A 23598-nucleotide genomic window follows, 5' to 3' on the forward strand; every position below is an offset into this window, starting at 1 on the left:
TTGAATTCAAAAACTTACTTTAATTGGTACGCACTACATTCTTAATATCGACCTCTCCGCCGGGCTTCACTTGCAAGATACCCGACGTTATCAAAGTATCTCCTACTGATAGCCCTTTAAAAATTTCTATGGTTTTGTCTCCTCGGGTTCCGATTTCGACTGGTACTGATTGCGCTTTGTTATCCTTGACCACAAACACGCTATGTCCTTTTAGATTGGGTATCACGGCCTCAGTAGGCACTACGATGGCATTGGGTTTAGAATTAAGAATAATTTCAATTCGCGCAAATGACCCTGCAAAGAGTCTACGGTTGTTGTTGGGACTAGTTGCTCTCAAAGTAAGCGTGCGTGTATTAGGGTCTATTTTAGGTTCAATGGCATATACACGACCGCTAAATTTCTCACTTCCTCCTTCCGTCGTAAAGGTAATCGGCGTCCCTTTAGTTACATTAAGTGCATACTTTGCGGGTACCGAAAAATCTATCTTGGCTGGATTAATATTGGTCAAAGTGGCGATTTTGGTAGTGCTATTAGGTGCTAAGTAACTCCCTTCACTCACATAGCGTAGTCCAATAGTACCGTCAAAAGGTGCTTTTATCACCGTTTTTTCAATTTGCGCTCTGAGGTTATCAATATCTGCGTTTAAGCTATTCAAGTTTGTCAAACTGATGTCATAGTCTCTTTGGCTGATAGCTTCCTTCTCCAAGAGTCTTTTTTGGCGTTCTTCATTTACCTCAGCAAGCTTCTTTTGATACTGTAACTTCTGTAATTGGGCCTGCAAATCAGCGTCATTGATACGTACCAAAACCGTCCCTTTTCTTACATAATCGCCTTCTTTAAAGTTGATAGCCGTCACACGTCCTGCTATTTCGCTTCGAATCTCCACCTCTTCATTAGCGATAATTGTACCGGTTGATACAATTTTTTCTTCCAATCGTTGATTACCAACTACCATTATATTAATAGGAGCAGCACCTCCCTTGGAAGCTACTGACGCTGCCTGAGCGCCCTTATTTCCCTCGCTTTTTTCTTTCGATTCGGTATATTGTTTTAGTTTCGGGTAAAAAGCTAATCCAGTAATAATTAGGATAACAAGAACTGTCAAAATCGACTTTATAGGCTTGCTCATTATGTTAGGTCATTGCATTTTTCTTGTAAAAAAGTACACATTCCCTAAAATTAAAAGAATTGCTTTTGTGACTTAAAGCAATCCCGCTGTATGGCTAGTTGATGCTTACTTAATTTACATAGCTATTTAATTAAAATATGATTATTAAGATTTTACTAACGACGAATTTTTGGTTTTTGTCGTCGTAGCAAACAAAAAAAGCGACACTCGTTATAAGCTTCATCTTTTATTAAAGTCCATCAGAAAATCAATTTTGGAGTGCTGAGACCTTTCAACCAATCAAAGTATTTCTTTAAAAAAAACGAGCTGTCTCTCATGAGAGACAGCTCGTCAAAAAAAGACAATTTAAAAATTAGTACCCAGGGTTTTGTTCAATGATTGGGTTCTGTGTTTTTTCGTTGTCAGGAATAGGCCATATAAATCTAAAATCAGCGTACGGAATAGCCGCTTGCGTAGGATTGATAGTTCCACCTACACTATACAAAGCAGCTCCTTGGGCTCCATTTGGATATTTGGCAGGAATACCACCAGTGGTAAAGTCTGGATCAACAGCATTACGATGAATATCGGCCCAGCGTTTACCTTCTGCCAAAAACTCAATACGACGCTCTAGCAAAATAGCGGCAATAAGCGCTTTTTTATCCGCGAAACTTGCAGCGGTGTAAGCATCAGTAGCTGGTGCAGCAAGCGCCCGATTACGTACTGCATTCAATAGCGCAAGCGCCCTATCAGATACCCCCGTAGCTTGGCGAGCTTCTGCTTCCGCCGAATTTAACAACACTTCAGCATAGCGGATTTGTGGAGCGAAATCGGCTCTTTCCGTATAAGATGTATATTTTCTCGCAAAATAATTGACCGTAGAAGCTCCGTTAGAGTTAGCACCAGTTATATACAACTGCGAACGGCGTTTATCAGTAGCCAACCACTTATTGTTGTTCCAAATAATAGGAGAAATCGCCAAAAGACCACGAGCTCCTAGGTTGGCAGCACCATACATACTTGGCAAGGCGCCGTTAGTTCCGGTATTGTCCAAAGCATCGTTACGAATTGAGAATATGCTTTCAGTAGAGCTATTGTTAGTAAAAGGGCCGTTAGGCTCATCTGTCAATTTCCAACCACCAATAGGGCTTACAAAAGGAGCATTGCCTGTAGGAATCAATTTAGCACCTTCCGCAATCACCCCTGCCCAATCACCTTTGTGCAATTTTACTCTTTGCTTAAGAGCGATAGCTGCAGCTTTGGTAGCACGCACAGTACCTGGCGTAATAGTCGCAGGGAGGTTAGCTTCTGCAAAATCCAAATCGGCCAAAATTTTCTCATAATTTTCAGCCACTGTAGGGCGAGGAATCGCTCGCACTTGCTCTACTGAAGTACCCGAATTGATGGCAAAATCACGATAAGGAACGCCAAGTTTATTACCATTGCCATCCAAATAAGGTCTCGCATAAAATACTACCGCTTCGTGATGCGCCATAGCTCTCAAAAACCGACACTCAGCCTCATACTGCGAAGCTACCGCCGCCGAGATGATATTGGACTGAGCGGCGGTTTTAAAACCTTCGATTGAGATATTGGCTTTATTGATAAGTGCATACAAAGCACCCCACTGTCCTACATTGTTGGCAGTAGTAGAGTTGTAAGTAGCTTGATAAGTAATCTGAAAAAAGGCAGCCACGTTGATTACATCCTCACCACGAGCATCTCCTTGTTCAATATTGGCCGCTCCAAAAGGGTACCCCCGTACCGAATTATCGGTATAAGGGCTGCTTTGAGCTGCATCATAAACCCCATAAAGAGCTAACTGACAACGGTCGGCTGTACTGAATGCGCTAGCATCAGTGATGGCATTGAAGGGGCTTTTATCAAGGGCTGTTTCGCAACTGCTCAGAATCGCAAGCGGCAACGCCCAAATCAATGATTTTTTAAGTAATGTTTTCATAATTTAGTAGTGTGTCGCGTTGAATTAGAAACCTAGATTTAAACCAAATGATACAGTGCGGATTTGCGGACTAACCGCATAATCCAACCCAAGTGTGCTAATATTGTCTGGGTCAGCTCCACTGTATTTTGTCCAAACTGCCAAGTTTTGGCCTTGGGCAAATACTCTCATACTTTGGATAAATCCGCTGGTTATTTTGTTTAATCCAGTAGTAGGAAGCGAATAACTCAACACCACATTTTGGAGACGTAGATAATCACCACTTTCGATAAAGCGTGAATTGGCAAGCTGTGTTTGGTTGATGTTGTTTCCTTGTCCATAGTATAATTTAGGAACATTGGTTACATCACCTGGTTTTTGCCATCTGTTCAAGATTTCTTTTCCGTTGTTTTGGAAGCTCTGGTTCATCAAAATTTCTTGCTTAGTGGTATTGAAGATTTTGTTACCACCAGAGTAGCGAAGCATTACTTCTAAGCTCAAGCCTTTGTATCTGAAGTTGTTGGTAAATGCTCCAAACCATACAGGGGTAGGATTACCCAACTTTACACGATCGTTGAAAGTCAGTGACGATTGAGTGCCCAGCGTTCCTTCGTTTTGTGAAGGTGCTAAATAATAACCACCAATCGAGAAAGGAGCTCCATTTGAGATATTCAACTGAATCAATGATCCGTCCGCTTTTACATACACAGGGTTTCCGTTGGCTGAGTTTACACCCGAGAATTGATACCCGTGCAATACGTTGATAGGTTGCCCTACTTCGATGAGGTTGTATCCCCCATTTTGGATATAAGGGACTTGTGAGCCACCGATTGAATACAAAGCCGTGATTCTGTTTTTCACATTTGAGTAGTTGAAGTTTGCACTCCATCCAAAGTCTTTTCCACGGATGATATCTCCGCTAATCGACAACTCAAACCCTTTGTTACGAAGGGCACCAATGTTTTGTTTAATGTTGTTGTTAGGTACACCAGCACTCAAAGGAGTAGGAACATCCAACACCAAGTTGTCAACATCATTTAAGAAATAATCTGCGGTGATGTTGAAGCGATTGTTTAGAATACCTAACTCAAGACCAATGTCATATTTGTTACTTGTTTCCCACAACAAATCAGAGTTTCCTACCGCCGATACCGCAATACCACTGATGTTACCATAAGGGCGCGCACCATAAGTACTCAAATAAGGGAAGTCAGTGAGGGTATTTCCTACTTTAGCATAAGATGCTTTTAGTTTTACTTCGTTGATATGTTGACTTAAGCCACTTGATGCCCAGAAGCCTTCCTGCGACAATCTCCAACCAGCTGAAAAACCTGGGAATACCCCATAGCGTTTTTCGGGAGCCAAAGAGCTTTGTCCATCTCTACGAATCGATGCCTGTACAAAGTACTTGCTATTGAAATCATAATTGAAACGACCAAAAAGAGATTCAAAACCTGACTCGCTGTAAGAACCACCCACTGACTGAATCGCCGCACTTCCCGTGATAAAGTTTTCTTTTACAAAAAACATATCCGAGATATTGGTCCCTGTTGTAGAGTGCCACTTATTGTTTTCACGTTGTACTTCATGCCCTGCTGTTAAGTAAATATTGTGATTTTTACCCAAAGTCAAGTTGTAGTTCAAGTAATTTTGCCAAGTATAACGCAACTGATTGCGGCTAAAGTTATACACGTATCCGTTTGTACCTCCCGACGAAGTACCGTACCCATCACCATGTTGGTTGGTCCAGCTTTGGAAGCTATAATCGTTGAACCAGTCCGCTGAGAATACAGACCGTACTTTCAAGCCAGCGATAGGAGAAATTTCTACAAAGCTATTGTTGATAATGCGGTATTTATCCGAACGGTATTTGTTGGCTCTCAAAGTATAAGCAGCATTGGTAAAGTTATCATCCACTGAGGTGGTATTTGCCCCAGGATTCATTGAGTTACCGTTAGGCCAGTTTACATTAAAGCCAGTAGGATGATTAGGATTGAAAGGCGAAACGTTTGGCAATAAGCGCAAACTTGATGAAATAGCGCCACTCAAAGCATTGGTACCGTTGTTTTGGTCGCCATCATCCTGACGGCTAATATTGATATTGTTACCTACTTTAATAAACTTATTGGCTTCATGTTCTACATTCAATCTAGCACGATAAGCCTTGTTGTAGTTGGTAATGATAATCCCTTGCTGTGCCGAGTAGTTGAGCGACATATAGTAGCTTGTTTTTTCTGAACCACCTTGGGCACTCAAAGTATGATTATGAACAGTAGCATTTTTAACCATCACTTGGTCTTGCCAATCTGTATTGGTGCGATTAGCGTCCATATTGGCGCGTAGAGGTTGCCCTGCATTCGCCAATTTTTCGTTAGCAATCGTTACAAACTCTTCTGCATTCAACAAATCGAAACGTTTAAGGGCATTGTTGAACCCAATAAACGCATCATAATTTACTTTGCCTCTGCCTTTTGTACCTTTTTTAGTAGTAATCAAAATCACACCCGCGGCAGCTCTTGAGCCATAAATCGCCGTAGCCGACCCATCTTTCAACACTTCCATGTTTTCGATGTCAGCAGGGTTGATGTCACCAAGGGTGTTGGAGTTGGTAGTTTGAGCCAAGTTCCCTGAAATAATAGGAATTCCATCTACTACAATGAGGGGGTCATTGGCTTGGTTGATAGAGTTTGTACCCCTAATTCTAATCCGTGCAGGCGTATTTACACCTCCACCTACGTTGGTTACTTGTACCCCTGTAGCTCTACCCGCAAGTTGTTTGTCAATCGAGGGAGTCATCAAATTGGCGAATTGCTTGGCATCTACCTTAGAAGCAGCTCCCGTAAAAGCTTTTCTTTGCTGAACTCCATAGCCCACCACCACTACTTCGCTAAGCTCGTTAGCAGACGTTTTCAAAGAGGCATTTACTACTGATTTTGTACCAATTTCCACTTCTTGCTCTTCCATTCCTACAAATGAAAAAACAAGTGCTTTGCCAGTATTTGGAACACGGAGAGAATAGTTCCCGCTACCATCGGTTACGGTTCCGCTCAAGGTACCTTTTACAACAACACTAACGCCGGGTAAAGGAGAGTTATCGTCGCTGCTTGTCACATTTCCAGTGACCATTCGCTCTTGTGCCCGAAGCTGAACACAAAGCGCCATCAACAAGCAGATGCTTGTGAGTAAAAATTTTCGCATAAGATTTAGTTTGGTTTTTAGTTGAATAAAATGGTGCTTTTTACACGCACTTTTCTCAAAGTTGCGACAAATATAAAGAACAACTTTTTAAAAAGAGCAAATTTACTTATATCCAGTTAAGTAGGTAGTAGAGCAATGCATCGTTTCCGAATATAAAAACGGTATTTTATGAGTCCAAACCCCATTATATTTTCCTATCTTACTTAAGAAAAACAGCTATTACTCTTTTTCATTAAAGCCCTAACAAAAGAAAAAGCTAAATGTTGGGATATTTTGTAAGGGAGTTGCAGCGCCCTGTTTTACCTTACAATGATATTTTAGAGATACTGCTATTCCAGCATGATGAAAAAATACCAAAAAGCGTTTGATAGAAAAAAAAACAGTAGCAAACCGAAGCTTACTACTGTTTAAAATTACTTAGCTTGTAGAGAGAGCAAAGCCTCTAAGCCTCGTTTTAGTAACCCGTATTCTGGGTAAGACTTTTGTTTTGATCTAGTTCTCTTTGTGGAATCGGCAATATGGTTTTGGGAGCACCAAATGCCGCCGCTGCCAAAATAGTTGCACTGCCTGTAGTACGTAGAGGTTTTTGTCTTCTCAACAAGTCCATACGGCGATGCCCTTCAAAAGCTAACTCTTTTCTTCTTTCTAACAAGATAGCATCAATAAATGCTTCTTTGGTAGCAAAAGTACTGATTGTCCAAGCAGGAAGTCCCGCCCGTACTCTGATAGGATTGACCAAATTGATGGATTCGATATTTACACCATTCAATTCTGCCAAAGCTTCTGCTCTTGTAAGATACATTTCAGAAGTACGCATCATAGGAGCTAGGTCAGTATTGGTAGCAGCGTCTTTATATTTAAGAGTCATACGTCTTCTTTGGTTGTCGGCGGCGGTCGCTAAATCACTTAATTCTGTGACTCTTTTATCGCCAGCTTCCAACGCAAAAACTCTTTCTAAATCTGCTGAAAATGCGCAGTCACCACGCCCCCCTTGGGCGGCAGGTCTGTGATAAGAAGCCCATCCTCCCGAACCTGTACGGCCATTGTCGGTAGCACTATTAACAATCGCAAATACGTGCTCAGTAGTAGGAGTAGCACCATAAAAACCAAAGTTGCTAGCAACGCTATAAAGTGACGTAGCGTTTATCACTTCATTGGCACTATCTGCGGCTTTTTGAAACTCACCTCTCAACAAATAGATACGAGCTAAGTAACCTGCAGCAGCGCCCTTCGTAGCACGTCCACGAGATTGAGCAGTAGTAGCTACTGGCAAATTAGGAAGCGCTTCGGTCAAGTCTTTTATAATTTGTTGATGAACTTCCGCCACAGTAGCCCGAGCTGGAAATTCGACTGTACCTGTAAAGCTTTTCAATACCAAAGGTACACCAGGGGTACTGCCATTGCTCACTTGATAAGGTTGGGCAAACATATTTACCAAGCTCAGATACAAGATAGCTCTCATAAACTTAGCTTCTGCTACAAATTGAGCTTTTTCGGCCTCTGTAAAAGCCGGATCACTTACGCCTGGCACATTATCAATTACAGCATTGGCACCATTGATAGTTCTGTAGTGAACTTGCCAGTGGGCTTGGATTGTGGTATTAGGCGAAGTTGTTACGTAGTTGTTAATATCCTGCAAAGTTGGAAATGTCCCTACAAATTCAGTATTATCTGCTTGAAAATCTTGAATGATTTGAGGGCCTGAACCAAACACATCAAACAACTGAGCTTGCGAATACACCCCTAACAATGAGGCTTGTGCGTTAGACTTACTTGAAAACGCTTGACTAGTGGCAATTGATTGTTCAGGCAAAACTTCAAGTCTCTCAGAACAACCCGACAAAACGGAAAGAGCAAATCCCACCGCCAGTATTTTTTTATTTATCTTTATCATTGTGTGTGTTGCATTTAAAAGATTAGAAACCAATATTTAAGCCAACGGTGAAGGTTTTTGCCTGAGGTAAAGCAAAAAATGATTCACCCACAATCAAGTTGCTAGGGCCATTGGCTGATACTTCTGGATCTGGTCCTCTAAAGTTTTTGTCCTTAATAAGGAATAAGTTTTGTGCCAAAGCATAAATTCTAGCACTTCTCAAGATTTTCTGTTCTCCAAGCCATTTCGAGGGTATATTATATCCTAAGTTAATATTTCTCAAACGACCAAAAGAACCATTTTGAAGTTGGACAGTCGATAGTTGGTTAAAGAGAGGAGCAGTAGAGCTTGACAACTTAGGTACAAATGCTTGGTCGCCTTCTTTCTTCCAATAATTCAACATATCTATTGACTTATTGTAGCCGGCAGTTCCTATATTATCTGTAAATCTTAGACCATCAATCAACACTTTGTTGCCATAAGAGAAGCTAAATAACACTGCTAAGTCAAATCCTTTGTAGCTCAAGTTGGCATTCAGCCCTCCTGTCCATTTGGGTAAAGCCGACCCTACAAACACACGGTCGTTGGCCGAATAAGTAGTAGTAGGCTGTCCAGCTTTAGTAAGCCATTCAAAATCTCCAGTTTGAGGATTTACGCCATTGCCTCTTACCAAGAAAAATTCGTTGATAGTACGACCTACCACGGCTCTTTGCGCCGACGACCCCGTCACAAATCTATTTCCATCAGCGTCGATACTTGCTTCTGGCAATTCTAACACTTCATTTTTCAAATACCCTGCATTAAAGCCTATGCTTAAGTTAAGGTCTTGTTTTTGAATTATTTTTGCGCTAAAATCAATATCCACCCCTCTGTTCTGCATTTTACCTACGTTGTTGGCGGCACTAGCAAAACCTGTCGTAAATGGAAAAGGCACGTTCAACAACATGTTTGACGTAATTTTGTTGTAGTAATTCAACGACAACGAGAAAATATTTTTGTAAAATGTAGTATTGATTCCAATATCCAACTGAGCAGTCTCTTCCCAAGTCAAGTTAGGATTAGGTACTTGAGTAGGTCTTAAACCCGGTTGAGCAAGGTAGTCGGCGTCTGTACCTCCTTGATAGAGCCCCAATGAAGGGAAGTTTCCGATGCGGTCGTTACCAGCAGTACCATAGCTAGCAGTAAGTTTCAAGAAATTAATGAAGTTGCTGCTTTTCAAGAAACTCTCTTCACTGACTACCCAGCCACCACTCACTGCATAGAAGATACCATATCTTTTGTTGGCACCAAATCTCGACGAACCGTCTCTTCTCATAGAGGCACCCAACAAATATTTGCTATCATAGGCATAGTTGGCACGAGCAAATTGTGATTCCAATGCCCAGCGAGAACGCTCTTCCAAAGTAGTAGTAGGAGTAGCAGCAGATACCACGTTTGGTAGGGCATCACTTGCATAACCACTACCTCCAACGGCGATACGGTCATAGTCCGAAACTTCGTAACTATATCCTAACAATACATCAAAAGAGTGCTTGTCTTTATCTAAGAAATACTTGAGGGTATTGGTGGTCAACCATTTGCTATCCTTTCTAATATCTCTTGAACCACTTCCGCCAGGAGTAAACAAGTTTACTTCACGATATTTAGAATCTCCTACGTTGATATCCATTCCAAAATCTGTTCTGAATGTCAGATTCTTCAAGATATCAAGCTCAGCATACACGTTTCCAGTAGTTCTTCTTGTAATGTACTTGTTGATGTTGAGTTCTTCAAGTGCCAAAACGTTTTGGATAAAACCTGTATTCACATAATTTCCTTGCGCATCTCTTGGCAATACGTTAGGAATTTGCAAATAAGCAGAGGTAAGCGGAGCATAAGTGTTGTTTTCAGCCCCAATACGATCCATATCTACCGTTGCCATCGACATATTGGTTCCGAATCTAAAGCGGTCGCTGATTTTGTGTTCCAAGTTAAATCTACCTGATAGCCTATCCAACTCATTACCGATGGTGAAGCCTTGCTCTTTTCCGTAAGTTCCGGCAATGTAAAAAGAGGTATTTTTTGAACCGCCTCTTGCCGATAAGTTGATTTGGTTGGTTTTACCATTACGTACTACCGCATTTACCCAATCAAAATAATCGTTGCTTAATTGAAGAGGAGCCAATCCACGAGCTGCTCTGTATTCACTTACAAAGCCATTGAATTGTTGAGTGTTCATCATTGGGAACAAATTAGTAGGCTTCGAAAACCCTGTGAACATATCCACATTGATTTGGGTTTTCTTATCTACCAATCCTTTTTTGGTATTAATCAAGATTACACCGTTTGCCCCACGAGAACCATAGATAGAAACAGCCGCCGCATCTTTCAACACTGACATTGACTCAATGTCGTTGGGGTTGATGTTCATCAAGGGGTTCAAGGCAGTACCACCACCTTGAGCACCGGTTAGCTCGCCGTCGTTAAGAGGTACTCCGTCAATCACAAAAAGTGGCTGCCCACCCGCCGTAATCGAAGCTGCCCCACGAATACGAATAGAAGGGTTTGAACCTAATAACCCCGAAGAAGTCACCATCTGCACACCCGCCGCTTGTCCTTGCAACAACTGCTGAGGAGACAATACTGGCCAATCTTTGATTGATTTTGAAGATAGGGTGGAGATAGTCTGTGTGCTCAATTTTTTTGATTGTTGACCATACCCTACCACTACTACTTCACTCAACACATCGGCCTCATCTGCCAAAGTTAGATTGATGACAGTTTGATTACCTACCACTATTTCCGTTGTTTTCATCCCTACAAAGCTAAATACTAGCGTTTGTTGTGGAGTAGCTGTGATAGCATAGCTGCCATTCAAATCAGTCTGAGTTCCAGTGTTTGTGCCTTTCACAATTACACTTACTCCGGGGAGTACACTTCCGTCTGTCGTACTGGTCACAACCCCTGTTACCCTGCGCTCTTGTGCCCGAAGCTGAACACAAATAACCAATAACAAGCCTAGGCTTGTTAGTAAAAAATTCCGCATAAGATTTAGTTTGGTTTTTAGTTGAACAAAATGGTGTTTGTTTCACCTGCTGATCGCGAAACTGCCACAAAGATAAAAAAGAGCTTTTAAAAAAAGATACATTTAAACAAATAGAAACCGATTTGCTATTTTATTAGTGTAAAAAATGGGCAATAAAGAGGTATTTATACGCAAAATATTGTCTTTAAAACTAAGTAAAGTACCACAACTACTTTACATTTTCACTTAGTTTTAAAATCCGTAATTTGTGCGTTTTATCTATTTAAAATCTCAAAATCAGTGCTTAAACATAGTTTTTCTATCCCCTATATCCGCCTTCTTGCTAAGTATATTTATCTATATTTTTAAGATAGATAGTGTTTTTTTGCTTTCATCAACTTAAACTATATTCTACTAAAAAAGTTAAGACTGAGCTTTAATTTTTTTACCTTCAAGGCCAAAATAAAGCACTGAGAGTGGCACTAGCGCTACTCTCAGTGCTTGTCAAATTACATTCTTCTTATATTCTAAGAGCATGCTTGAAACTTTTCTAGAAAAATCGGCAAAATACATTTTTAATCAATTCCAAGATACCCAAGCCTTAGCCAATGTGACGGTAGTTGTACCCACAAGAAGAGCCGCTTATTTCTTCAAAAGGGCCTTAGGGCAATGTGCTGATAAGCCTTTTTTATCGCCTGAGGTGACTTCTATCGACGATTTTGTTACTTCCAAATGCGGCCTCGAAATCGCCGACAATGTAAGTCTGCTATTTGATTTGTATGATATTTTTAAGCAAGTCGATAAAAACATTACGTTTGAACGCTACCTCCAATGGGGAAGTATGCTATTACGAGATTTTGATGCCATAGACCAATATCTGGTTGATACCGACTACCTATTCAATTATATCACCGAAGCCAAGGCACTAGAACGTTGGCAGATAGATTGGCCTAAAAGCAACGTTCCGGTCAATTCAGAACGTATCAAGGCTTATTTTGAGCTTTTCTCTAATTTAAAGGAAGTTTATCAACAGTTTAGTCAAAGTCTGCAAGCCAAAAAGCAAGTGTATCGAGGCCTAGCTTATCGTCAGTTAGCCGAAAATGCCTTTGATTTACTCCTCAATGACGAGCAACCCCGCCCCCACCCTACTCTGCCCGACCATTACTTTGTAGGACTAGCAACGCTTAGTAATGCCCAAGAGAAAATTATAAAAACACTCATCACTGCCAAACGAGCGGAGATTTTGTGGGATACGGACTTCTACTACATGCGTGATAACCCTTACATTGAGGGCGGAAAAGCACTCCGTAAATACCACGATTCAGCATGGACAGGCGCTTGGAAATGGACAGAAAATTATTTACAAGATTCAACCAAAGATATAAGAATATATGCCGTGCCTAATGCTTCCATGCAGGCCAAAGTTGCCGGCGAGCTCTATAAAGAATGGTGCAACGACGAACAAGGCGGCACCGAAAATCGCCCAGTTGCAATCGTACTAGCCGATGAAAATATACTTGTTCCGATGCTCAATGGTCTAGATGAACAAGTGTCAGATTTGAATGTGACTATGGGACTTACCCTTCGCAATTCGTTGCTTTTTACCCTTGTTGATTCGTTGTTTGAATTGCAATTCACGATTGCTGAATTCAAATCTAAAGACGGGCGGAATATTAAAATCCCTAAATACAACCACCGCACCATTCAAAAGGTATTGAATCACCCTTTTATCCGTAGGTATGAACACCTGACGCTTCAAAACCGCGACACCTCTCAGCCTACTATCATTCAAAAAACAATCAGAGAGATACAAAAACAAAATTTCGTATTTCTTGACCCGTCTCAATTACTTGAGTGGAGCGAAAATCATATACTTTTTAAAGTTTTGTTTACCCGCTGGGACGACAATCCTCATACGGTCATTCAGGCTTTCTACGACCTTATTGATTTGCTTAGAGAAGTGTATAAAGATACCCAAAATGCCATCGAAACCGAGTATTTGTATTTGTTTTATACACTCATCAAACAACTAGAAACTACCCTTACCCATAGCCGCGCCGAAAAACTGACCTTGCGTACTTTTAAAGCTTTTTTGTATGAGCTTATTCGTCAAACTCGCATCCCTTTCAGTGGCGAGCCAGTCAGCCCTCTACAAATCATGGGCATGCTCGAAACCCAAGCACTAGATTTCGAAAAGCTGATTATTTTGTCGATGAATGAGGGCGTCTTTCCCGCCTCAAAACGCCAAAACTCCCTCATTCCTTGGGACATAGCCAAAGAAGCCGGCCTGCCTATCTATAGCGACCAAGATGCCATCATGTCATATCATTTTTATCGACTACTCCAGCGTGCACAGGAAGTGCATTTGGTTTATGTTACGGATACCAATACTTATAATGGAGGTGAAAAAAGTCGGTTTATTATGCAACTTGAATATGAGCTAATTCCCGCCACAAAAGGCAAAATTCAGCTTCGAGAACACACCGTTTTATTCCAAGAAGAAGGTCAGTTCGCCCCCTCTTCCGCACAACTACTTCCGCCTATTTCGCTTTCGGTCAATGACTGGACCGTCCCCAAAACACCTGAGACTTTGGCATTTTTGATAGAGATTCTCCAACGTGACGGCCTCTATGCCACTCATCTCAATCAGTATTTAAAGTGTTCGTTACAATATTATTTCAGTCGAGTTGCTGGCGTATCTGAAGACGAAGACATAGATGAACGCATGGGAGCCGCAGATTTTGGTTCGTGGATACACAAAGTCCTCGAACGAATCGACATCGAGTATGTAATTGAAGAGAAGCATTTTGAAGATGAAGACATAACTCAGATTTTAAAAGATGAGTTTACCAAAGAGTTCGGGGGCTTTGATGCAGAATCAGGCATCAATCGGCTGCTTTATCAGGTTGCCGAGCAAACGGTCATCGATTTTTTACGTGAACAACGTACCCAAAATCAAGATTTGAAAGTGCTCTCTACCGAACAAAAACTTACGGCGTCGTTCCCAATTGTATATAGTGAGGGAGTCATTGATTTAAAAATCGCTGGCAAAATCGACCGCGTTGAGCTATTAAACCGTACAATTCGAGTAGCCGATTATAAAACAGGCAAAATAGAGCAGCTGCCCAAAGTAACTCCTGAAAAGCTACATGACATTATGAATCTGGGAACCAATTCCAACTATGAAAAAATCAGGCAATTGTGGATTTATCAATACCTAATCTATAAACAAATGCTTCACCAGCAAGGTCTCAAATTCCGCAATCAAGATTTCTCTTTAGAAGATTATGAAGTGACTTCTGGGTTTTATTCTTTGCGCAATATCAAAAGAGGATTTATCGAAAATCCTCTTGAATTTGAAACCAATGACCCCGAAAGTTATGTAGCCTATTCTGAACAATACTTGACTGCTTTTATTACAGAAAAGCTTTTGAATATAGACGAGCCTTTTCAGAAAACCCAACACTTGGTCGCGTGTCAATATTGTGATTATCGCCAAATCTGCGGACGTTAAGCTTTCAAGCAGCCTCTTGAAGGGCTTCCAGCACTTTGACACGTCGCCTCGACACAGGCACTTTAAATCCATCAGTAAGTTTGAAGATTCGATTTTTGCAAGGAACTACGTACAACAGATTGATCATGCAACCTCGGCTCACCCTCAAAAATGGCGTAGGTAATACGTTTTCGAAAAGTTTTAGGGTTTTTGAAATCAAAATGCGTTTACCATTTTTGAGAACAACCCATGTATAGTTGCGTTCTCCTTCTAGTCTTACGATTTCTTGTAAAGGTACAAAGACTTTATAGGAATTCATGGGCAACCTTATTCCAACAACTCCATTGGAGGTTTCAATTAATAAGAGCGTTTTCATAAACAAATGGAGGGGGTTAAAGTGTCATTGCAAAATTGCGACTCCCCCCTCTGCCAATCAACGGGAAAATTCCCACTATGCCGTCCGTATTTTCCCCGTATTTATTCCAAATGCTATGTCAAATTACTAAATTTACCTCATGTTTGCCATTGTAGATATTGAAACCACCGGTGGAGCTTATGCCACCAGTCGCATTACAGAGATTGCGGTTGTTCGCCATGATGGCCATGCCGTTATTGATTCTTTTCAAACATTAGTCAATCCTCAGTGCTGGATTCCGGGCTTCATTACACAGCTAACAGGCATCAACAACCATATGGTGAAAGATGCACCTACTTTTGAAGAAATTGCGCCAGAAATAAGTCGAATCACTCGCCATGCTACCTTCGTGGCGCACAATGTCACGTTTGATTATGGTTTTATAAAAAGAGAATACCAGCGTATCGACGAATATTACGACCGAGATACTCTCTGTACTGTGCGTCTTAGTAAAAAGATTTTTCCCGGTTATAAATCATACAGTTTGGGCAACATCTGTCGTGATTTAGCGATTCCTCATACCCAGCAACATCGCGCGATGGGTGATGCCTCAGCCACTGTTAAGCTTTTTGAGCTTTTGCTCCGAAATGATCACAAGGGCCTACTAAAAGACTATTGGCAGTAGTTTACTGTATTCGTAAAATAAAATTAATATATTACTATACCCACAATCTACTACCTTGCAAGTGGGTTCACATCTAAAAGATAAGTAAATTTAGCGGGCTTATCGCTTATCTTTACATAAACCAACGTTATATATGCTCTCCAAATACTTTAAAATCAATTATCTTATTATATTAATTGTTATTTTGCTCGTAGAAATTGTTTTTAGTTTTTCGCTCAAAGAATATATCCTAAATGACAAATTCCTCTATAACTCCTTTGCGGAGCAAATGACGATGGAGGAGGTCGAAAATGCCGTTACGAGTGTTAAGGAGAGCTTTTGGTTATTATTATTAAGCGCAGTGCTGAAAGTCATTGCCGAAATTTTTTTGATTACTCTTGCTATTAACCTAGGCACTTTACTATTTGAATACCAAATCACCTTCAAACAGATTTTTGGAGCAGTTACCAAGGCCTACATCATCTTTGCAATCACTCGTGTAGTATTGATGGGTATTTATGCTTATGAGGGAGTATCCAGTCTTGAAGACCTCAACTACATTCCCAAGCTCTCTCTATTTGAGCTATTTGATACCCAATCTCTTCCTAATTGGGCAGTATTTCCCTTACAAATTGCAAACTTACCCCAATTGTTTTTTATATTACTAACGGCTCTAGCATTGAATCAAATCCGTCAATATGGGTTTGCCAAATGGCTTCTTGTGGTCTTAGGCACTTACGGAACAGGGCTAGTGATTTGGACTATATTGGTGACGTTTTTAGTAATTCTTTAGTTTTATTATTGACCTAATAATTTTACCTTTGTTTTTATTACATAATCCTTTAGGTGTCTGCCGAAAAACCTGCAACGAGTAGGCTGTTATTTTTCCAATTCAACTTATGAAACTTCTCTCATTCGAACGAATGGCCAAGATTGAAGGGGGTACTTGTTTCTATGCTAATCAGGTACTTACCTTAGCAGTGACACTTGGCAATCCTGTTTTGTTGAAGTTTGCTCAGAATCTTATCGCAAGATATTGCGGTGGAAGCGACGGAGACAATTACGGTTAGAATTATTCCCACATCCCTGATCCAGTTTATTCTAAAAAGATAAACTGGATTTTTCATTTTTTATGAATTATCAATCTTTTCATCTGACTCAGCGCGAAGAGTCTGACTGTGGTGCGGTTTGCTTGTTGTCAGTTTTACGCTCTTTTGGTGGCAATACTACCCTTACTAAAATTCGAAACTGGAGTGGCACTTCCTCTACCGGAACTACCTTATTAGGTCTTTTTCAAGCTTCAAAAAAACTAGGACTTGAAGCCCAAGGATTTGAAACCGACATTGCTCATCTCAAGCAACTTTCCTCTCCTGCGATACTACACATTCTAAAAAGCGGACATCTACTTCATTTTGTAGTATGCTATGGATATGATAGCATTCGAGACACATTTATCGTTAGTGACCCTGGTGAATCACAGATAAGCTATATCTCTGCACATGAGTTGGATACCCTATGGCAATCCAAGACTCTTTTACTTTTACGCGCTACAGAAAGTGTTCTGAATGAAAAAACTCCAAACAATTATTGGACAAAACTTCAATGGCTTTACAGATTTGCCGCACAAGATCTCAATTCACTTTTAATGGCTTTTGTATTGGGGGTAGTCATTTCGGGGCTAGGATTGTCGGTGGCCATTTTCTCTCAAAAACTAGTCGATTACATCTTACCTTCAAAAGACTTATTTAAACTAAGCGTTGGAGCAGGTTTACTACTATTTTTGCTCTTAATACGAGCTTTGTTTACTTATTTGAGACAGCTTCTTTTACTACGCCAAACCAAGTACTTTAACGTCCGCATCATCGAATATTTCTATTCTACTCTTTTAGGACTTCCTAAGTCTTTTTTTGATACCCGAAAAACAGGCGACTTGATTGCCCGTCTCAACGACACAAGTCGCATTCAGCAAACCATTTCCAACCTCTTCGCCAACTTAGCCCTCGAATTTGTAGTAATTTTAGTCAATGTCCTTGTCTTGTTCAACTACCATACTTCTGTAGGTATATTGCCAATTGCTTGGCTGCCGTTGTTTGGGTGGATAGTATACCTATTCAACCACAAGCTTATTGATAACCAAAGAAAAACAATGGTAACATACGCTTCAAATGAGAGTCATTATATAGATACCATTCAAGGAATTGGCACTATTAAAGTAGGTAATCGAGAAACTCACTTTGCTAGCCTTACCAAAAATGTCTACCTATTGTTTCAGGAAGCTAGATTTCAACTGGGACTGGTATCCAATCGATTCAATATTAGCTCTCAAGTGGCAAGTACTTTGTTTATTGTCGGAATCATTTGGTATAGCTCGTGGCTTGTAGTACAAGGTAGCCTGTCTGTAGGGTCGGTGATGGCTATTACCCAAATGATCAGCATGATAATGGCCTCAGCTGCTAGTGTGGCTCTAATCAATATTCAATTACAAGAAGCGCAAGTAGCCCTAGAGCGAATGCAGGAGTTTACCACTTTGCCTAGTGAAGCAGCACTGTTTGGGGGTGATTTGGAGATTAGTACCTTCGAGCAATTGCGGATAGAAAAACTTAATTTTAGATTTACTGGCCGCCCTCTTCTGCTTGATTCTTTTGATATGACCCTCAAAAAGGGTGAAATAATAGGAATTTTGGGAGAAAGTGGTGGTGGTAAAAGTACTTTATTACAGATTTTACAAGGGTTTTATAACCCTGAGAGCGGACTTATTAAAGTTAATGATATCAACTTCGAGTCGCTTTCGTTGCCTCACTGGCGAGGTTTGGTAGGAGTGGTACCTCAGCAGGTTAAACTTTTCAATGGTTCACTTTTTGAGAATATTTTGCTCGACACCCCTACCGAAGAAAATACTGAGAAGCTCATTGAGTTTTTTGAAATCCATGGTTTGACTGAGTATTTTGAAAAATTCCCATACGGCTTCAACACTATATTGGGAGAAACCGGTGTTAATATTTCAGGGGGTCAAGCCCAATTGGTAGCTTTGGCGCGGGCCCTCTACCCTCGGCCACAGTTACTGCTGCTCGACGAAGCCACCGCATCTATGGATAATCAAATGGAACAAGCTGTGCTGGATTTGTTGGTGCGTTTAAAATCTAGCATGGGCGTCATTTTAGTAACCCATAGGGTCGAATCTGCTCGTATCGCCGACCGCCTCTATCGTATTAGGGCGTAATGTTACCACCATTCTTGGGTACCATTGACCATTCTAAAGGGACGCTCTTCAGTACTATTACAATCGCGACAGTGAAGCCAATAAAGCCCATTAGAAGGCACATTTTGAAAAGTAATGGTATGTCCTTTCGCTTTTTGCTTAGCAAGTGGTTTCCAATATTCATCCCAATAAAACAATTCATAAGTTCGAGAAGGCTGGATTTTATTATTATCATTAACTGGTAAATACCTGACTTTAGCAATAGGAGTATTTGTTCCCAAATCAAGACCGACCCAGTGGTCTTCGCCCCTTTGTTTGTTCAAAACAATACTATTTCCAGGTACTCCGTCAAAAGCATGATGAGGATTTGGAACCGAACCTATAGCAGTACCTTTAAGTGGTGTAGATGATTTAGGAGCAAAAAACTCCAATTCTCCCACTTTAATGGATTCATGAAAACTTTGTGCTAATCGTACATAACGAAAAGCTTTTGGACTCTTGATAGTAGCCTCTTCCCAGAGGGATTCATACTGTAAATTATCTCTCATCTTATAACCACCTACATCGGTTAGCACCCATTTTTCCATAGGATTTTCAATGGTATATAGCAATGTAGCATCTTTAAAATCAGGAGTATTTGCCCCCTCAAAACGTGCGTATCTGTAAAACTCAGCCATATAAAGCTTGCTTCTCGTACGTTTGAGCGGGTATTTTCGCTCTACTAGCAAGGATTCTCGCTTGGAAGCATCAAACCGAATAGCTATGGGGTTACCTTCTAACGGGAAAATAATGGGCGCACCTGCTGCCTCATATGATCCTTTTTTATAAAACATAGGCATGTATAAAATTCCACGACCCATATTTTTAAATAATGCCTTTTTATCTTTCACAAAGCCCCCTCCAATCGCCTGCCAATTATTCCTTTGAAAAATACATAAATAAACAGGGGTATCGTCGCTAACATCAAAATCCAGTTCAACATCACCAATAGGTGTGTATAAATGAGTCACATCCAATGCACGCGCATTCCTTAAATAAATGGGCAATTCGCTTTCTTCAATCCCTAGTCTTTCAGCTTTGACGGCAAAGCTAGAGTCCACTTTGATGAGGTTTTTGCGATACACTTTGGCGGGCTTGGACTCTCCACGAGTAAACAAATAATAGTCACCTGGACTATCTTCCGCTCCTAGAAAAGGTAAAAACTCATTTTGATTAATTATAAGTGCATTCCAAACATGCCCTGCTGTATGATTGGCCCATTGGGGAGTATAATCAATCGCAATTGGAATACCGTATGCACGTCCAATATAGGCAGCTAAATTGGCCATATCCGAACAGTTACCTCTTTTGCCCCGCAACAAATTGTTGATATCGATACGACCTGGATAATCATCAAAATGAATTGAGTATTTAAACCAAGTGATGAGTTCTTCATTAAAACGACATGTTAGTTCTTGCATGCCAGTATCATACTTAGATGCCATCAATGAATCATAACGAGCCCTGAGTTCTTTTCGCCAAAGAGTAGGAGGTTCTGAAAAATTTCGATATGGAAGGATATAATTACAAAAAGAGTCAAAACTCACAGACTTATACCATGGTGCGGATTGCCAAGCTGCAAATGCCAAATCAATATGTTCAATAAAAAACGTTGATTTTAAAGACTTTAAGTCACTTTCTGTGAAGAGATTTTTATCATTTTTTTCCACAATCTTCGAAATCAAGGAATCTTTCAATGTCTTGATTTTATAATCTACTAATGGAGCCGTATTGGCAAAAATAGCATTGTATTGGGTTAACCAAGGTCCCTCGTAGTAAGTAGCTTTTTCAATATTGCTTAGGAGAATAATGGCCGCTTTGAGCTTAAGGCTATCGTTAGGGTTTTGACGATAATGTGTCAGTACCTTCTCAAGCTCAGGACGATTGTCTCCCGCCAGCTTTAGATTATGTTCTAAAGGATCAGCATTTTTGTTTTTACCACACCCCGCAAGCATGACGTAGCTAAAGGTAATCCAACTAAGATACAGGCAGATACGAAAGTTTGACATAAAGGCGACGTTGAGAGAATATCAGAGATTTCTTAGAAAAGAGCATTTAGGGATATTTTTAACCCCTTTGTTGGGGGAAGTTTGGAAGAAATATCCTCGATTTTGTGAGTAAATATCACAAAAAACCTGCTATTTCCAATAAAATTTCCTCAACCTTTGCCTAAGCCTTAATTTCCTTCAGCGCGTATGAAAATATCCTTCGACTCCCAGTACCGGCGGCAAGATTTTTTATTGGTTTTACTTCTTCTCATTGTTATTTACATAGGTTTTTGGAATATTTCATTAGTTTTTCCTGTCCTACTCCTCGGTACTATCTTTATAATATTACGACTAGCCACTTCCAACCAAAATTTTATAGCTTTTACGTGGGTAGATGCGACATTTACTCTACTATTATTTTCCGAAATCCTCAATTATGGTTTTTCAATTTATCAGCCTAACAGTTTTTTATCATTTGAGAGAACCATCTACTTTTTTTTGATTTATACCACCGTAAGGATAACTCTAAAGCATGTTCAGTCAACTCATACGCTCATTTTAGGGCTTTTTGGGTATTCTTTATTGTTGATACTGATTAGCTTTTCTATTTTTCTCTCTTTTCAAAGTCAACTTCAACTAGAAGGCTGGAGTGACATCTCACATTTCAAAAGCATGTTTGCCCCTTTCAAGCTTTTTACCAACGAATGGGCCAGTATTGCGGTTTGTTTTTTACCCTTACCACTTATAGCAGGTAGTTTATTTCGTCATTCAAAAACAGGAATAGTACTTACTTTATTCGCTTTCGCTCTTACTAATCTAAGCGTTTTTATGAGTTTTTCGCGAGGAGCTTATGTGTCTCTGATTGTATTTTGGGTTGTGCTGTGTCTGCTGCTATGGTACTTCCAAACTTTCCATTTTAAGACATTCATTCGGCTTTTGCTCATCGGAGGTTTGTCAACTACTCTATTGGCAACTATTATCTCTCAGCCTATCTTAACTACACTTTCGCTCAACAAAACCGTGTCACAGCAGCGTAGTAATCAAGGTCGGCTTACTATCTTAAAAAATAGCCTTTGTCAATTAGAAAATTACTGGGCTTTGGGAGTAGGCAGTAACAACTACCCCATAGTTAGCGACTTATGTCAACCTGCTAATGAGGATCAAGGTTTTTCCCGATTTACAAACAACACTTATCTTCAAATTCTCATCGAAAAAGGTGTCTTAGGTTTACTAGTTTTTTCCTTATTTTTTTTGTTGGTATTGAGGTCATTATGGCAAAACATAAAGCAGGCACATTCATCCGACGGTGCCCTCATGGATATTATTCTACTGGCGGCACTAATAAGTATTTTTGTACGTGAATTGTTTTTTTCAACTCTACTCTATAGTTCTGCAGTTTGGACCCTCACTAGTATTTATATTGGTATTGCCACTCGCCGTAGCTATTCAGTTTTTTTTAAAGTTCAAAAAACGTTGTGGCTTACTTTAGGAAGTCTTATTTTAGGCATAAGTCTGTGGAGTTATTATCAACGATACCAGTATTATGAAGCGAACCGATACGCTTCCGAGGCCCAAAAACACTGGCACAATCATGCTTCAAAAGAGGCTTTAGAAAATGTACAAAAGGCGATTGACTTAGCACCTCAGGTCGCCCCTTATCATGAATTGGCCGCTTTAATCATTGGCTCATTCTCTATCGAAACTCAATCACCCTGTTCAGACAGTTTAAAACCTTCGCAACAAGCGTTGCCAAAAGCAATACAGTATATAGACCAAGCCCTACAAATCAATCCTCACGATGCAGGATTTCATTTTACAAAAGGATGGCTGAGTTTTCTTTTGCAATACAATTCTGCCCAAACCTTAATGCACTTTAAACAAGCTGTAGCACTTGACCCCAACAATACCGAATTTTTGGTTGGGAATGGTCTAGTATTTGAGTGCCAAGGTGATAGTATACAAGCATTTTCATATTACAAACAAGCCATCCGTCGAGATCCAGAAGCTATTGATTCTGATTTTTTCCAGGCATTTGAACTTCGCTATCCGGGCAAACTCGCCTCTTTGATAGCTCAATCTACCAACGATTTACAAAATAGCATTGCCCAAAACTATAGTACGATTTTGGCCGCAAAACTCGGAAAATTGTGGTTGAAACAAGGCAAGACCCAAGAAGCAAAAATTATACTACAAAAAGTAATTAAGGAACTACCATACCTAAGCCGCCCTTACTGCTATTTGGGAAATATTGCCACCATAGAAGGCGATACTTCACAGGCGCTTATCCTCTACCGTAAATCTTCATTTTTGAATGTGCTAGATTATCTACCACTGCTAGAAATGGCAAATTTAAGATATGCCCAAATGCAGCAAGATGTAAAGCAAGCCCGCAGTGTAATAAATATTTATCGTATTGCGGCTGATCATTATCTCAATATTCATCCTCTTTATGAGTCCAAAGCAGCTCTTAAATACGAGCACCGCACCGACAATGGTCTTGTGATACAAAATCTACCAGCTACCCTACGCCTCCAACCAGATTGGAATCGGGTTTTTAATCAAATAGCCCAAGCATACCACTTATTAAAGTCAGAAGAACTAGCTAAGCATTATAAAATGCTAGGGACCAAAAATTACAAATACATAGAGCGAAAGGAGCTTCGCTAAGTTTTTGGAAAGGTAATTGCCCTGAATGTATCTGCTATCTAAGGTTCATTCAGATAAATTTAGAAGATTTG

General features: G+C 40.3%; 13 protein-coding genes. 6 read left to right on the plus strand and 7 right to left on the minus strand.

The window, feature by feature from the left end; translation table 11 throughout:
• Positions 1 to 19: 19 nt before the first annotated feature.
• The 5 genes from P1X15_RS20980 to P1X15_RS21000 form a co-directional block, all read right to left on the minus strand.
• Positions 20 to 1129, minus strand: coding sequence for an efflux RND transporter periplasmic adaptor subunit (locus P1X15_RS20980; RefSeq protein WP_277340092.1), 1110 nt, complete (start codon positions 1127 to 1129; stop codon positions 20 to 22).
• 352 nt (positions 1130 to 1481) lie between these two features.
• Positions 1482 to 3068, minus strand: a complete 1587-nt coding sequence (locus P1X15_RS20985) for a RagB/SusD family nutrient uptake outer membrane protein (RefSeq protein ID WP_277340093.1) — start codon at positions 3066 to 3068, stop codon at positions 1482 to 1484.
• A gap of 24 nt (positions 3069 to 3092) precedes the next feature.
• Positions 3093 to 6245 (minus strand): TonB-dependent receptor, encoded by a 3153-nt coding sequence (locus P1X15_RS20990; RefSeq protein ID WP_277340094.1) that lies wholly within the window; start codon positions 6243 to 6245, stop codon positions 3093 to 3095.
• A gap of 454 nt (positions 6246 to 6699) precedes the next feature.
• Positions 6700 to 8139 carry a RagB/SusD family nutrient uptake outer membrane protein gene (locus P1X15_RS20995; RefSeq protein ID WP_277340095.1) on the minus strand — a complete coding sequence of 480 codons (1440 nt, stop codon included), beginning with the start codon at positions 8137 to 8139 and terminating at the stop codon, positions 6700 to 6702.
• Positions 8140 to 8161: 22 nt separating this feature from the next.
• On the minus strand, positions 8162 to 11143 hold the full coding sequence (locus P1X15_RS21000; protein WP_277340096.1) for a TonB-dependent receptor: 2982 nt from the start codon (positions 11141 to 11143) through the stop codon (positions 8162 to 8164).
• A gap of 514 nt (positions 11144 to 11657) precedes the next feature.
• On the opposite strand from P1X15_RS21000, the gene P1X15_RS21005 reads away from it, so the two are divergent.
• A complete protein-coding gene (locus P1X15_RS21005) occupies positions 11658 to 14636 on the plus strand; it encodes a PD-(D/E)XK nuclease family protein (RefSeq protein WP_277340097.1) in 2979 nt (992 codons plus the stop codon).
• A gap of 4 nt (positions 14637 to 14640) precedes the next feature.
• Here P1X15_RS21005 and P1X15_RS21010 read toward each other — a convergent pair whose 3' ends face one another.
• A complete protein-coding gene (locus P1X15_RS21010) occupies positions 14641 to 14991 on the minus strand; it encodes a LytTR family DNA-binding domain-containing protein (RefSeq protein ID WP_277340098.1) in 351 nt (116 codons plus the stop codon).
• Between the two features lie 139 nt (positions 14992 to 15130).
• Here P1X15_RS21010 and P1X15_RS21015 point away from each other — a divergent pair, with 139 nt between their 5' ends.
• From P1X15_RS21015 to P1X15_RS21030, 4 genes are all read left to right on the plus strand, one after another.
• A complete protein-coding gene (locus P1X15_RS21015; protein ID WP_277340099.1) occupies positions 15131 to 15655 on the plus strand; it encodes a PolC-type DNA polymerase III in 525 nt (174 codons plus the stop codon).
• A 133-nt stretch (positions 15656 to 15788) separates the two neighbouring features.
• On the plus strand, positions 15789 to 16427 hold the full coding sequence (locus tag P1X15_RS21020) for a hypothetical protein (RefSeq protein WP_277340100.1): 639 nt from the start codon (positions 15789 to 15791) through the stop codon (positions 16425 to 16427).
• A gap of 106 nt (positions 16428 to 16533) precedes the next feature.
• Positions 16534 to 16704, plus strand: coding sequence for a hypothetical protein (locus P1X15_RS21025; RefSeq protein WP_277340101.1), 171 nt, complete (start codon positions 16534 to 16536; stop codon positions 16702 to 16704).
• Between the two features lie 62 nt (positions 16705 to 16766).
• Entirely contained in the window at positions 16767 to 18854 is a 2088-nt protein-coding gene (locus P1X15_RS21030) for a peptidase domain-containing ABC transporter (protein WP_277340102.1), read from the plus strand.
• A 2-nt stretch (positions 18855 to 18856) separates the two neighbouring features.
• Here P1X15_RS21030 and P1X15_RS21035 read toward each other — a convergent pair whose 3' ends face one another.
• On the minus strand, positions 18857 to 20881 hold the full coding sequence (locus P1X15_RS21035; protein WP_277340103.1) for a transglutaminase domain-containing protein: 2025 nt from the start codon (positions 20879 to 20881) through the stop codon (positions 18857 to 18859).
• A gap of 186 nt (positions 20882 to 21067) precedes the next feature.
• On the opposite strand from P1X15_RS21035, the gene P1X15_RS21040 reads away from it, so the two are divergent.
• A complete protein-coding gene (locus P1X15_RS21040; RefSeq protein WP_277340104.1) occupies positions 21068 to 23527 on the plus strand; it encodes an O-antigen ligase family protein in 2460 nt (819 codons plus the stop codon).
• Positions 23528 to 23598 lie beyond the last annotated feature (71 nt).

Source organism: Runella sp. MFBS21, from assembly GCF_029433105.1.
In the GTDB taxonomy this organism is placed as follows: domain Bacteria; phylum Bacteroidota; class Bacteroidia; order Cytophagales; family Spirosomataceae; genus Runella.